General features: G+C 25.9%; 11 protein-coding genes. 7 read left to right on the forward strand and 4 right to left on the reverse strand.

The window, feature by feature from the left end; genetic code table 11:
- Window positions 1–177: 177 nt before the first annotated feature.
- The 7 genes from GCL60_RS14540 to GCL60_RS14570 all read left to right on the forward strand — a co-directional run bounded on the left by GCL60_RS14540 (window position 178) and on the right by GCL60_RS14570 (window position 12,320).
- Window positions 178–1,806, forward strand: coding sequence for an ABC transporter substrate-binding protein (locus tag GCL60_RS14540; protein WP_153421402.1), 1,629 nt, complete (start codon window positions 178–180; stop codon window positions 1,804–1,806).
- Window positions 1,807–1,848: 42 nt separating this feature from the next.
- The gene (locus tag GCL60_RS14545; RefSeq protein ID WP_153421403.1) at window positions 1,849–3,489 is read left to right on the forward strand and encodes an ABC transporter substrate-binding protein; all 1,641 of its coding nucleotides are present in this window, start codon (window positions 1,849–1,851) and stop codon (window positions 3,487–3,489) included.
- A 17-nt stretch (window positions 3,490–3,506) separates the two neighbouring features.
- On the forward strand, window positions 3,507–5,138 hold the full coding sequence (locus tag GCL60_RS14550; RefSeq protein ID WP_153421404.1) for an ABC transporter substrate-binding protein: 1,632 nt from the start codon (window positions 3,507–3,509) through the stop codon (window positions 5,136–5,138).
- A 154-nt stretch (window positions 5,139–5,292) separates the two neighbouring features.
- Window positions 5,293–6,891 carry an ABC transporter substrate-binding protein gene (locus GCL60_RS14555; RefSeq protein ID WP_153421405.1) on the forward strand — a complete coding sequence of 533 codons (1,599 nt, stop codon included), beginning with the start codon at window positions 5,293–5,295 and terminating at the stop codon, window positions 6,889–6,891.
- Between the two features lie 173 nt (window positions 6,892–7,064).
- A complete protein-coding gene (locus GCL60_RS14560) occupies window positions 7,065–8,699 on the forward strand; it encodes an ABC transporter substrate-binding protein (RefSeq protein WP_153421406.1) in 1,635 nt (544 codons plus the stop codon).
- A gap of 220 nt (window positions 8,700–8,919) precedes the next feature.
- Window positions 8,920–10,554: an ABC transporter substrate-binding protein gene (locus GCL60_RS14565; RefSeq protein WP_153421407.1), complete on the forward strand. Its 1,635-nt coding sequence runs from the start codon at window positions 8,920–8,922 to the stop codon at window positions 10,552–10,554.
- A gap of 11 nt (window positions 10,555–10,565) precedes the next feature.
- Window positions 10,566–12,320: an ATP-binding protein gene (locus tag GCL60_RS14570; RefSeq protein WP_153421408.1), complete on the forward strand. Its 1,755-nt coding sequence runs from the start codon at window positions 10,566–10,568 to the stop codon at window positions 12,318–12,320.
- On the opposite strand, the gene GCL60_RS14575 is transcribed toward GCL60_RS14570, so the two are convergent.
- Genes GCL60_RS14575 through GCL60_RS14590 form a run of 4 tightly spaced genes read right to left on the reverse strand, consistent with a single transcriptional unit; the run spans window position 12,303 to window position 14,981 of the window.
- Entirely contained in the window at window positions 12,303–12,848 is a 546-nt protein-coding gene (locus GCL60_RS14575) for a hypothetical protein (RefSeq protein WP_153421409.1), read from the reverse strand. The two genes, GCL60_RS14570 and GCL60_RS14575, sit on opposite strands and share 18 nt — an antisense overlap.
- 41 nt (window positions 12,849–12,889) lie before the next feature.
- Window positions 12,890–13,282, reverse strand: a complete 393-nt coding sequence (locus GCL60_RS14580) for a hypothetical protein (protein ID WP_153421410.1) — start codon at window positions 13,280–13,282, stop codon at window positions 12,890–12,892.
- 16 nt (window positions 13,283–13,298) lie between these two features.
- Window positions 13,299–13,772, reverse strand: coding sequence for an NUDIX domain-containing protein (locus tag GCL60_RS14585; RefSeq protein ID WP_161998232.1), 474 nt, complete (start codon window positions 13,770–13,772; stop codon window positions 13,299–13,301).
- A gap of 27 nt (window positions 13,773–13,799) precedes the next feature.
- Window positions 13,800–14,981, reverse strand: coding sequence for an MFS transporter (locus GCL60_RS14590; protein ID WP_153421412.1), 1,182 nt, complete (start codon window positions 14,979–14,981; stop codon window positions 13,800–13,802).
- Between the last annotated feature and the right edge of the window lie 124 nt (window positions 14,982–15,105).

A 15,105-nucleotide genomic window follows, 5' to 3' on the forward strand; every position in this document is an offset into this window, starting at 1 on the left:
TTCCTTAAAAATAATAAATCAGCATTGCAAATTTAATTTATTAGATATTAAAAAAAAGATGACAAAAATTTTATAATATACTAAAATAATTTTAAATGTTTTAAATTTTTATCAATTTAAAACATCTATTTTAAATAATTTAATATTATAATCATAAATTTCAATTAAAGGGAATAAATGAAATTAAATCATGTTTTAAAAAAAACGCGAGCAAAATATGGGAGTACTTTCGCTTTCCTTATTTTAAATTTTATAAATACAAATTCCGCTCAAGCTGAATCTAGTTATGTTAGCCCCCCTGAGAAAGAAACCTTAATTATAAATATTTCAGATTCACCTAAAATTCCTTGGGACACGATAAAAGCCGGAGTTCACACTGCAGAAACTTTTTCTGCAGCTGTTCATGGAAGCATTACCCCCATGTTTGAACTAGGCTCTAAAAATATTTCAAATGAAAGGGTTTTACTAGATAAATATTCTTGCGAACAATTTATCTGTAATGCAACTTTAAAAAAAGGTATTATTTTTCAAAATAACAGAGAAGTGAACGCATATGATTTAGAGTTTTCTTTAATTAGACAACTTTTGTCAAAAGATGGAAGCAATTTTGCTAAATCAATTTTAGATGATATTGTTGGAATAGATAATATTGATAAAGAAAATATAAAATACATAACATATAATAAATTAAGTTATCCTATAAATGTTTTAGAAGGAATAAAAGTTATTGATAATTATAATATCCAATTTAAACTCAAAAGAGAAAACAAGGTATTTTTCAAACGAATTTCTGATGGAAGATTACCTATTGTTCCAATCGAAGAACTCGAAAATGATTTTTTAAAATGGAAAAAATATCCTGTAGGTTTTGGACCTTATAAAGTAACTGGAGCCGATTTTAAAAATTTTGAGTTTTATTTACAAAAAGTTTCTGAAGAAGACAATATTCCAAAATACGTAAAATTAATCTATGGTTCAGAAAAGGGGGGTGATATTAAAATATTACTCTCTGAACCTAAGAGAGTTCCCAATGAAGATGATAAAGTAATTATTTTTGCTAATGTTCATAATAATGCAGGTTTTTTATATAATTATCAAACAAAATTAGCAAGAAATAAAAATTTTAGAAAAGCAATTTCATTAGCACTTGATAGAAATAAAATAGCAGAAGCATCTGCCTTTAAAGAATTGCAAGCTGAAGATCAAATGCTACCAAATAGCAGTTGGCAACAAGAATATCGCAGTGAAATTAAAATTCAAACACAAAATGTAAAAGAAGCAAAACGCTTATTAAATTTAGTACCGCATCATTTATGGAAAAATAAAGTATTTCAAGTGCCAACTTATTGGGGATATAGCGATAATGTAAATACCCTTCCTTATGTTATAGAAATAAAAAAGCAATTAAAAGAAATTGGAATTGAAACTAATTTCCTAGATACTGACAATGCATATGATAAATTTACAGAAGGAGATACCAACGTTCTTTATTTCACGGGGTTTGGATTTTCATACAAAGATCCAAACAGAAATTTTGGACACTTTCGAAAAGGCTCCTATTTTACTTATGAAAGCCCAAATGATCCAAAATTTGAAGAGCTATATCAATTATCTACAAAATATGTTAAAGAAACAACAAAATATACAAAACTTTTAAGTCAATATTTTACTGAAAATAATGTAATGACAATTATTTTTAATCAAAGAATGTCTCTTTCCTTTAATTCTAAAAAAATTATTAGCTTAGGGAATCAATATAATGGAATACGTCTAGCTATTTGGGAAATAAAATTAAAAGAAGATTAATTTATATTTAATAAATTAAACGAATATAAAAGGAATATCTAAATGAATTTAAATTTTATAAAAAATCGAAAACTTCTCATTGGACCAATTATAGGAATAGGTGCTTTTTTAACGTATATTTATATAAACCCAAATATAAATAATTTAAAAGCAAATGAATATCCAGACTCTTATTCAGATAATGCCACTTTAACTATAAATATGGCTGAAATTCCACAAGTTCCATGGAATACAGAAAAAGCTGCTGTCCATGTAGCTGAAACCTTTACAGCAGCTGTCCATGGAAGCCTCGCTCCCATTCATGGTCACGGATCTAATGACAACTCAAACCAAAATACTCTGCTTGAAAATTTTTCTTGTATAGAAGAATTAACATGTCAAGCAAAATTAAAAAAAGGAATTTATTTTCACAACAATCGTGAAGTAAATGCTTATGACATTGAATTTTCTTTAACAAAACAATTGATCGCTCAAAAAGGCGCAAATTATGCGGAAGCTATTTTGGATGATATTGTTGGTATAAATAATGTTAACAGAGAAAATATAAAAATAGTAAAAGAAGGAAATAATGAATATCCATCTGGAGCTGTTGAAGGAATTGTTGTTAAAAATAAATATTTAATTGAATTTAAACTAAAACGCAAAAACGATTACTTTTTTTACCGCATTTCCGATGGCAAAATTCCAATTGTTCCTATTGAAGAATTTGAACCGAATTATGTCGATTGGAAAAAATACCCTGTGGGTTTTGGTAAATATAAAGTAACAGATGCTGATTTAGAAAAATATGTCTTTCATTTGGAAAAAGCGGATTTAAATGAAAAAATTCCAAAAAAAATAGAGCTTATGTTTAGCTCCGATAAAGTTGGCGATATAAAAATGTTACTTGGCGGCCCTAATAGAGGCAACGAAGAATACGAACACCGGCTTGTTTTTTCAAATGTTTATTCTAATGGGGGTTTTTTATATAACTACCAAACGGAACTCGGGCAAAATGAAAACTTTCGCAAAGCAATTTCCGTTGCATTAGATCGTAATAAAATTGCCAGAGCCTCCTTTTTTAATGAACTCACTCCTGAAGACCAACTTATTCCAAACTCAGCTTACTTTAAAGAATTTAGGGCAAATAGACCCATTCAACAACAAAATATTGCGGAAGCAAAACGTCTTTTAAATTTAGTACCCCATCATTTATGGAAAAATAAAATATTTCAAGTGCCAACATATTGGGAAGATGTTGTAGAAATTAATACTTTACCTTACATCACAGAAATTAAAAGCCAACTTGCAGAGATTGGAATACATACTAACTTTTTAAATACAAATATCAATTATGAAAAATTTAAAGACAATGATCCTTATGTATTATGGTTTACTGGATTTGGTTTTGCCAATAGCGACCCAATTAAAAACTTTGCTTATTTTAGGAAAGGATCATACTTTAAAAATGAGCACCCATATGATCCTGAATACGAAGAGTTGTATCAAAAATCGGCTAGCGATTTATCACTCGATCCTCTGGCAACTCAAATATTAAGTGAATATTTTACACAAAAAAATATTATGACCGTTATTTTAAATCAAAGGATGTCACTTTCTTATGATCCCCGAAAAGTAATAAGTTTAGGAAGCCAGTACAATGGCATTCGTTTTGCTATTTGGGAAATAAAAATTAGAAATTAATTTAAAAATAGACTCATATGAAAATCAAATTTAAAAAGTTTTTACTTATATTATATTTTCCAGCTATTTCTTTTTTTATTTATATTTTTTATTTATTTTTTAATGCAAATAAAAAAAATGAAAATTTAAACATAATAAATGAAAATGAAATATTAACAATAAACATGGCAGAACTTCCTGTTATCCCTTGGAACTCAGAACAGGCCGCGGGACATATTATTGAAACATTTACTGCGGCAGTTCATGGAAGCCTTGCGCCTATTTATATTCATGGTTCAATAGATAACACAAATCAAAATACCTTACTTGAAAGTTATTCTTGTAAAGAATTAACTTGTTTTGCAAAATTAAAAAAAGGGGTATATTTTCATAATAATAGAGAAGTCACGGCATATGATCTTGAGTTCTCATTAATTAAACAATTAATTGCTCAAAAAGACTCAAATTATGCTGAGACAATTTTAGATGACATTGTAGGGATTAACAATGTAAAAAACGAGAAAGTAAAAATTATAAAATTCAATAATATTGAGTATCCTTCCAAGTTAGTTGAAGGAATTCAAGTTAAAAATAAATACAATATTGAATTCAAATTAAAAAGAAAAAACAATTACTTTTTTTACCGAATTATCGATGGAAAAATTCCAATTGTTCCCATTGAAGAATTAAAAGAAGATTACATCAATTGGAAAAAGTATCCTGTAGGTTTTGGCAAATACAAAGTAACTGATGTCGATTTTAATAATTATATTTTTTATTTAGAAAGAGTAAATTTATCGGAAAAAATACCTAAAAAAGTTCGGCTGATATTTAGCTCGAATGAAACTGGAGACATTAAATTATTATTAGGAAAACCAAATATTGGAAATGAACAAAATGAGCACAGACTTATTTTTCCAAATGTTTATTCAAATGCTGGTTTTTTATATAATTTTCAAACAGAGCTCGGCAAAAATGAAAATTTCCGCAAAGCAATTTCACTTGCACTTGATAGAGATAAAATAGCAAGATCTTCTTATTTTAATGAACTTTCAGCTGAAGATCAATTTATTCCTAATTCAGGTTATTTTAAAGAGTTCCGTGCAGATATCCCTATTCAAGAACAAAATATCAAAGAAACAAAACGTCTTTTAAATTTAATACCTCACAACTTATGGAAAAATAAAATATTTCAGGTTCCTACGTATTGGGAAGATGCAAAAGAAATAAATACTCTACCTTATATTAAAGAGATCCAAACACAACTTGCCAATGTAGGAATACAAACCATTTTTCTTAACACCAATAATGATTACGATAAATTTGGAGACAATGATCCTAATGTATTTTGGTTTACAGGTTTTAGTTTTGCTACTAGCGATCCCAATAAAAACTTTGCCCACTTTAAATCAGGAAGCTATTTTAAGCATGAGCATCATTTTGATCCCATTTATGAATTATTATATGAAGAGTCTGCAAACAAAATATACAACAATCCAAACTCTGTAAAAATGTTAAGTAAATATTTTACACAAAAAAATATTATGACTATTATATTTAATTTACGCATGACCCTCTCATATAACCCTCAAAAAGTAATAAGTTTAGGCAACCAATACAATGGTATTCGTTTTGCTATTTGGGAAGTAAAAATTAGAAGTCAAATTTAAAAACCATAACCATATTTTCAAAATTACATATTATTATAAAATCGATGACAAAAATATCTAAATATATTAAATGAAAATAATAAGATTTTGATTGTGAATCTTATCATACAACTATTTAGTAAAGCCTTGCTAGTGTTATAAAGGAATTTAATTCATGATAAATTCAAATAAAAGATCATTTTTATTCAAAATAATTTATTTTATATCAGGATTTTTTTCTTCCTTAATAGCAATAAAAATTGAAAAAAATAGCAATGCTTCTAATAAAAAAATATTAAATGAAAAAGAAGTTTTGACTTTAAATTTATCAGAAATACCTCAAATTCCTTGGAATAATTTTGAAGCATCCATTCATGTTTTAGAAACATTTAATTTTGCAGTTCATGGAAAACTATTTTTAAATTCAAATTTAGATAATGAAATTGTTATTTTTAAAAAAATACATTATATAAATAATTTTATTAATATAACATTAAATGAAAATATTTATTTTCATAATAATCGAAATGTAAATGCCTACGATATTGAATTTTCCTTATACAGATATTTACTAAATAATAAAAATGACACCACTCTTTCCATATTACAAAACATTGTTGGCGTTGAAAATAGAAGCTATCAAAATATCAAATATATTCTAATTGATCACATTAATTATCCCTCAAATTATATTTTAGGGATTAAAGTAATCGACAAATATAACCTTATTTTTGAACTTAAACATAATAATTTAAATTTTTTAGAGCAAATTTCAGACTCAAAACTACCAATTGTTCCTATCGAAGAGTTAAAAGAAAATTATATTGAATGGAAAAAATTTCCCGTTGGTTTTGGTAAATATAAAATGATTGATGCCGATTTTAAAAATCATGAATTTATTTTAGAAAAAGTTCAATATGAAAAATATAAGCCAAAATACATAAAATTTTTATTTAGCTCTAATCATAACTCAGACATTAATATTTTATTTAGTGAAACAAATAATATAAATTATAAACATATTATTTTTAAAGATATTTATGCTAATGCTGGGTTTCTTTATAACTATCAGACAGAACTAGGTCAAAATGAAAATTTTAGAACAGCCATTTCACTTGCTATAGATAGAAATAAAATTGCTTCAAAAGCTTTATTTAATGAAATCATACCAGAAGATCAAATGTTACCAGAGCAAGAACCATTTAAAAAATACCGCTCAGAAACTCCAATCCAACACAAAGACATTCAAAAAGCTAGAGATCTTCTATCATTAGTACCAAGTCATTTGTGGCAAAATAAAATTTTTGAAGTCCCTACATTTTGCGATACAAAAGATATAAATTCACTTTCTTATATGCAAGAAATAAAAAAACAACTTGCAGAAATAGGTATTCATATTAATTTTTTAGAGACAAATATAAAATATGATAAATTTAAAAAAAATGATAAAAATATTCTTTGGTTTACAGGGTTTTCGTTTTCTCATCGGAACCCTCTAAAAAACTTTGCCTATTTTAAACGTGGATCCTATTTTAGCTATGAATATCCTAAGGATCCACAATATGAATTATTATATCAAAAAAGTTACCATGATATTCATAATTCAATAGAAAATATAAAAAAACTGAGCCAATATTTTACAGAAAAAAATTTAATGACTATTATTTATAACCATTGCATAACAGCATCTATTAACACCAAAAAAATAGCTTATATTGGAAAACAAAAAAATGGCATTCAATTTCAAGTTTCGGAAATTAAATTTCATATTTAGCTTGAATAAATATAATTATACATGTTTTAAAATTATTTGGTAATCTATTGTATTGATTAAAAAATATATTTTATTATTCGTGACAGTTTTCTACAAATAGTATAAAAAATTTAAACTTAGAATATTAATATTCTAAACAATAGAACACAGTCTACGAAATTATAAGGATTTTTATGAAAAATACGATATATTTTTTATTTAAAAAATATAAATGGGTATTTTTAATATTACCTTTATTTTATTTTTTTTATATAATTTTTAATAACAATCCTAAAAACCAGTCTTCTTCAAAAAATATATTGAATGACTCTTTAATTATTAATATGGGAGAAGTTCCTCAAACTCCATGGGATCTTGATCAAGCTGCAATTCAAGTTGTAGAAACATTTACTTCAGCAGTCCATGGTTGTCTAACTTCAGTATATAAACTAGGCTCTATAGACAATTCTAATCAAAATGTATTATTTGAAAAATACTTTTGTGAAGGAAAAACTTGTTATGCAACCTTAAAAAAGGGAGTTCGTTTTCATAATAATAGAGAAGTAAACGCTTATGATGTTGAATTTTCGCTTATAAAACAACTACTAATTCATAAAAAAAATAGTTTCACAAAAACAATTTTAAATGATATTGAAGGCATAGAAAGTTTAAACAAAAAAAATATCAAACATTTATCTATTAATAATATTCAATATCCATCACAATATTTAAGAGGGATTAAAGTAATTGATTTTTATAATTTAAAATTTATTTTAAAAAGTAGTAGCGAAAATTTTTTTCATAAAATTTCGGAAGGAAGACTTCCTATTGTTCCCATAGAAGAATTAAAAAATGATTATGTCTCTTGGAAAAAATACCCTGTGGGTTTTGGCAAATATAAAGTAATACATGCAAATTTAAAAGACTACGAATTTCATTTAGAAAAAGTTTTAAAAGAAGAACTCATTCCAAAAAGTGTAAAAATTGTTTTTAGTTCTAAAAATATTGGTGATATAAAAATGCAACTTGCTAACTCGCAAAGAAAGTTATCGGAATATGAACAAATACTAACTTTTTATGATGTTTATTCCAATGGAGGGTTTCTTTATAATTATCAAACGGAATTAGGCCAAAACGAAAACTTTCGAAAAGCTATTTCACTTGCCTTAGATAGAGAAAAAATAGCAAAAAAATCATTATTTAATGAAATTTATGCTGAAGACCAATTGCTTCCAAGTTCTGGCTGGCAAAGTACTTATCGAGCAAAAATTCCAATTCAAAAACAAAATATACCTGAAGCAAAAAAACTTTTGGAAAAAGTTCCAAAGGAATTGTGGCAAAATAAACTATTGCTAATTCCAACGTATTGGGATGATGTTAAAGACATTAATTCAATTCCTTACATAACTGAAATAAAAGACCAATTAGCCCAAATAGGTCTCCATGTAAAATTTTTAGATACTGACGTTGAATATGACAAATTTAGCAAGGGAGATAAAAATATTCTTTGGTTCACAGGATTTGGAATAAGTTTTGTTAATTTTGATCCAAATAAAAATTTTTCTCACTTTAGAAAAGGATCCTACTTTACTTACGAGCACCCTGATGATCCTGAATTTGAAAGGCTTTTTCAAAACTCTATAAATCATTTTACAGACTCTCCGGAAGAGACTCAAAAATTAAGCGCTTACTTTACTGAAAAAAATATTATGACAGTTATTATGAATCAAAGAATGACACTATCATACGATTCTCGAAAAATTATTAGCTTAGGAAACCAATATAATGGCATTCGTCTCGCAATTTGGGAGATTAAATTAAAGGAGTAAAATAAATTTTTTTTTTAAAATGATTAATAAAAAAATATCCATAACCATTTTATCTTTTTATTAATCATATTGATGACATGATAACATAAATGATTTAAGGATAATGAAATAAGGTTTTTGGAAATCATTATTCTCAGTCCATTTACTTTATTTAAAAAGAAAGTCAATTTTTTAAAATTGACTAAAATCAATGTTTTATATAGAAATAAAATGAATTACCATGGTTGATATTGAAAAATTAAAATATAAGAAAAAATTTCCTATTTATTTTGGTTTTCTATTTATAATTACATTTATTCTTGTTATCATAAATAATAGGATAACAAGCAATAAGTACGAAGACTCAAATCAATTTCCAGATAGCCAAACAATCACATTAAATCTTTCAGACCAACCTCAAATACCGTGGAATTATATAAATGTTTCTTCTTATGTTGTTGAAACATTTTCTGCTGCTGTACATGGCAGTTTAATTTCTTTTAATGGAACGTTTAAAGAATCAGCTGATAAAAATGCGCTCTTTGAAAGATTTTTTTGTGATGGAAATATTTGTTATGCAAATTTAAAAAAGGGAATATTATTTCATAACAAAAGAGAAGTAACAGCTTATGATGTTGAATTTTCTTTTATAAAACAATTATTATCATTTAACAATGACAATTTTGCAAGAACAATTTTAGATGATATCGTAGGAATTGATAATTTAAAAAAGGAAAAAATTAAGCATATTAAAATTGATTCTCTTAATTATCCTTCAGGACTTATTTCTGGTTTAAAAGTAAAAGATAAATATAATATTATCTTTAATTTAAAAAGGGAAAATAGTCATTTTTTTCAAAAAATTTCTACAGGTTATTTGCCTATAGTGCCAATAGAAGAGTTTGATGAATCCTATTTAAAATGGAAAAAATATCCAATTGGTTTTGGAAAATATAAAGTAGTAAAAATAGATTTAAACAAACATATCTTTGTCATTGAAAAAGTAAATGAAAAAGAAGACATTCCTAAGTTTATTCGATTTTTATTTAGCGATAGTGATACAGGAGACATTAAGGGATATATTGGCTTAAATAAAGCAAATTTAAATTTTGATAGCCATATTATTTTTCCTGATATTTATTCAAATGCAGGATTTTTATTTAATTATAAAACTGAACTCGGTTCCAATGCAAATTTTCGTAAAGCAATATCATTAGCTCTAGATAGGTTTAAAATTGCAAAATCTTCGCCCTATGGCGAATTTGTCGCTGATGATCAAATGTTACCTGCATCGGGATGGCAAAAAAATTATAGAGCTGAAATTCCTATTCAAAAAAGAAATTTAGAAAAAGCTAAAAAGTTAATGGAAACCATACCTGAATCACTTTGGAAGGACAAAGTTTTTCATGTTCATACTTTTTGGAATACAAAAAAAGATTTAAATAACGAAAGTTATATTATTGAAATTAAAAATCAGCTGCAAGAAATTGGAATTCATGTGTTTTTTCATAATACAAACATGAATTATACAAAATTCAAAAAAAATGACAAAAATGTTTTATGGTGGACAGGTTTCGATACATCAACAACAGATCCAAACTCTAATTTTGCTTATTTTAAAAAAGGCTCTTTTTTTGATAATATATATCCAGATGATCCTGTATTTGAAAATTTATACTTTGATGCTACTAAGAATTTAAGTAAAAGCCCTATTTTTTCAAGAAATTTAAGCCAATATTTTACAGAAAATAATATCATGGTTACAGTTTTTCAAATGCGCATTTCATTTTTATATAGAAAAAATCGAATTTCTTCATTTGGTAACCAATACAGCCCTATTAAAATACTGGTATGGGAATTAAAACTTAATAAGTAGAAATTTTTGATATGATCAATAAAAAATTAAAAAAGTTTAATAAAAAATTTCATTTATTTTATTGGCTTTTAACATCAGTAATAATATCGTTTTTATTTCTAATTATAGATATTATAATTATAAATCACCAATTAAAAGATTATTATCTTTCAACTTTTGGATATACAGAATACTTAATGCAAAATAATTATTCTTTGGAAGCTTATAGAAGGTTGATTGAAGTTTCTTCTTCAATATATGTCTATGAAAGAGTAGAAAAAAATAACTTTTTTGCAGCAGAAATTTGGGACTGCGTTCAATGCAAAGATAATAAATTTCCAATTTGGCAAACAAATGCTTCATCTATTTCTGAAATTAAAAATGTTATTCTTTTAGAAGGAATTTTAAAGAAAGTAAATTCTATATTTATTTATAATAACTCACTAATTATTGGTGTTTCATTTCCTATATATTCATATAAAATAGCTAACGAAAAAGTTTTTCAGCAAAAAAAATATACTTTAAAGTTTTATAAAAAAGCTTTAGACTATAAAATTTTTAAAGATGGAACAACATTTATTGAAGTATTTACAATATTAAATATTTTAGTTTTTTTGAGTCTTATCTTTTTTATCATGATTCCAATTTCTATATTAAAAACAAAAGTTGCTAAAAACACCGCCAAAAAAATTGAATCTAAAACTCTTGAAAATATTAAAAACATGATAGAGCATGAGCTTGTTAATCAGGAAAATATATTAAAATATCCTTATGATCTTAAATCTAGCATTCATGCTGCACTTCATCATAACAATGTAGCTCAAATTATTTTAAGAAAAATTAGAATTGAAAGTATAAATCCTTTGGATGTTCTTGAAGAGGTCTGGAAAAATATTGGAAATACACACATAAAACTTTCTTGTTATATTAATATAGGCCATAAAATAAAATTTGATCGCAGTACTCTTTTTTTAGCATTTAATACTATTATTAAAAATGCTGTACATGAAAATGTTTTAGCATCAAAAATCGAAGTAAAAATAACTCAAAATTGGTTTTACAAATTAAAAAAAATCATATTAATTGAAATATCAAATGACGGAGTTAAAATTCCAAAAGAAATTAGAGGAAAAATATTAAATGGCTTTACAAATAAACCTGATGGACATGGCATTGGATTAAAAAATTTAAAAGAAATTTTACAAAAAAATGGAAGTAAATTATTTTTACATAATCAAAATATAACTTGTTTTTCATTTTTTGTAAGAGCTTCCGAAGAAAAATATGAATTGAACCAAAATTATATTCTTGAAAATAGTATAAAAAATTTAAAGGAAAAGGAAAAAATTAAATTTTGCACAAAATCAGATAAGCCACTTGTTGTAATCATAGAAGATAACGAATTAATATGGCATGGCTGGGAAGTAAAAATGATAGACGCAAATATCTTATTTTTTAGAACACCTGATGAATTTTTCTGCCATATTGATGAAGAAAAAATGAATGGGAATAATTATCTAACCAATATTGCTGCAATTGTTAGTGATTTTGATTTTGGTAATGGAGTGAATTTTATAAACTCAAATTTAATAGGTGGTATTGAAAATGAAGAAGAAAAATTTAATGGAAAAATAATTTTGTGCTCTGGTTTTAATGAGAAAATTCAAAAAGATATTCCAATTTATATGAAAGAAAAAATTGATTTATTTTTTCAAAAAAGGCCGATAACATATAATGAAATAATGGATATGATAGAAAATTTTAATAAATCAAAAGTTATCAATTAAGTTTTTTATACGGTTTATATTTTCTTCTGTAAAACACTTTTTATATATCATTTGTCTTACAACAATTGAAAAACCATGAACAGGTATTTTCATTTTTCTAATTAACACCAATAATCTTACTAATTCCCTTCTAGATTCTACAGATAACTCTTTATCAATTAAATGTATTTCTTTTAAAAAAGCTGAAGTAGAAGGATCATGATTAAATTCATGCTGTAAAACATTAAAAAATAGACAAATCATTTCAGGATATGTTTTATCAAAAAAATTTCCTAGTTTTAAAACGACATTATAGTCATCTAAAATTTTAATTGGATTTTCATAAATTCTTTGAAGAGTTTTTAAACTTATTCCTAAATAATTTGCCATTTCCTCTCTAGCTTCGAGTGGGAAAGATAAAAAATATTCTAAATGAGTATTATCTTCTTTTAAAGGTTTAATTTTAATTTGAGAATGGCATTCAGAAGAAATAATTAAAAGCATTTTATTCATTTTATGAGCAATATTATTAGCTACATCTAATTCCATTTTTTAGCACTTCACTGAACATTTATTTGAATAAAATATTTCTACTTTTTTATTTCTTCAATTGGTAGATTTTCGATAGTATTTTGACAATTTCCTTCTTCAATTGCATCAATAATTTTAGATTCGCTATTAAAGATAAACGATCTCTTACAAAACAGATTAACATTAATGGAATTATCACTTAAATGACCAGAAGCAGAAAAATATTCCATGTAAGAAATAATTTCGTTATTTCCTACTTTTTCTTTTTTACTTGGAGTTCCATATTTTGGATGTTTTAAAACTTCAACAATATCTTTTCCTATCCATGGCTTTAAAGAAATTTTTTCGGAACTTTTTTTAACAGTTTCATTATTTGAATTACTCGAGTTATTAGTTGAATTACAACTAACTAAAATAAAACTAAAAAATACAAATAAAAATTTAACTTTCATAATATCTCCTTTTTTTTTACCATCGCTCTGATTTTTCTAAATTAAAAAAAATCTCGGCAATTCTACGTTTTGTTGCTTTTGAAGCATTTTCAGGAAGCCTATTAATAGGAAACCATTTTACTTCAGCTATTTCTTTACTCTTAATTTTCTGAATTTGGAATTTTTTAATGATATATAAACTGACAATATCATCTACTCCACCATATATATTAAAATAACATTCAAAAATAACTGGATTTTCTTGAACTATTACACCTGCTTCTTCACGAACTTCTCGAATAACAGCTTCTCTTGGGGACTCTCCTTTATCTACTCCACCACCTGGAAAATGCCAACCTGGTGTATAAGTATGCATTACTAAAAGAACCTCTTCCTTATCATTAATAATAACGGCACGAGCTCCATTTGTAGATATTCCTACTAACTTTTGATAACTCTTCTTAAATGTAAGTAAAATTAAAAATAAAAATTGAATAGTTGAATTTTTCAAAATTTTAATCCTATATATTTATTTTATTTAGATTTTTTTGGAATATCTATATAATTGCATAAAGTAAATAGTTACCGGCAATAACATTGAAACAAAAAAACCATAAGATTGAGACAAACCCATACTCGCTCCAACAATAGGTGGTCCTATTAAAGAGCCTACTCCAAACATAGCAACCACTGCTGTATTTGCCCCTGCTAGACTACTCCCTTTATATTTTTTTCCTACAATTATTAGAGCCAATGTATAAAAGCCTGATATACAAGCACCCCAAAAAAATAAAATAAAGTATAAAATGAAAGGTGTTGTTATAAACAATTTAATTCCAATTGCACCAAAAATTCCGATTAAAGCACATATTATTAACGATCTTATTTCACCATATTTATCAGCAATAGCTCCTACAAAATACTGAAGACATGCTTGCCCTAATCCAACAGATATTAATAAAGAAACAGATATTTTTTCACTCAAACCACTTGTTTCACCATAAATAGGTAAAAGATTAAAAGCAGTTGTTTCTAAGTAACCATATACTACTGCCGCAGCCATTGCGATTGGAGTAGAAATAATAATAGGAAATAAAGATGCACCATGATCACTTGTTACATTTGGTACTTTTTTTCTTGCTAAAAATAATGGTAATAAAACTAAAAATAAAAAAGTTGCTCCAACAATAAATGGCGTAATTCCCTGTGATCCAGTTACTGTTAGTATTCCAGCCCCTAAAAAATAGCCGATACTCAAGCAAGATGAAAAAATGCCCATGATTCGCCCACGCATTGAATCTGAAGATAATTCAGCGATCCAAGTTTCACTGGCAACAAAAACACTATCGAGACACGCGCCAAAAACAAATCTTAATAAAAACCAAAACAATAAATTTTGAGTAAAATAAAAGCTAAAAAATGAAGAAATCCCAATTATAATGCTAAAAAAGATAAATATTTTTAGCCCAAATTTTTCCATAGATTTAACAAAAATAGGAGCTAATATAATAGCTGCTAATGCAGGCATAGCTGTATTTAAACCTATTATAGTTGAAGAATACCCCATTCTTTTCATGACAAAGGATAATAATGGCAAAGAAAGTCCAAAGCCAATTCCTGTTGCTGCAACACATGATAAAGCACAGACAATTCCAAAAAGATTATTTGGATTAGATTTTAATTGATTATTATCTAATTTATCAACATTTATAAAACTCATTATTAAAAAATTCCTCGAAAAAAATAATAAAACAATAAAAAATAAGAAAGATAATTGATTGAGAAATTAAATTATCTAATGAAAAAGAATATTTGAAAATAAATACATAGTCAAATTAAGTAAT

It is taken from the genome of Silvanigrella paludirubra (assembly GCF_009208775.1).
In the GTDB taxonomy this organism is placed as follows: Bacteria; Bdellovibrionota_B; Oligoflexia; order Silvanigrellales; family Silvanigrellaceae; genus Silvanigrella; species Silvanigrella paludirubra.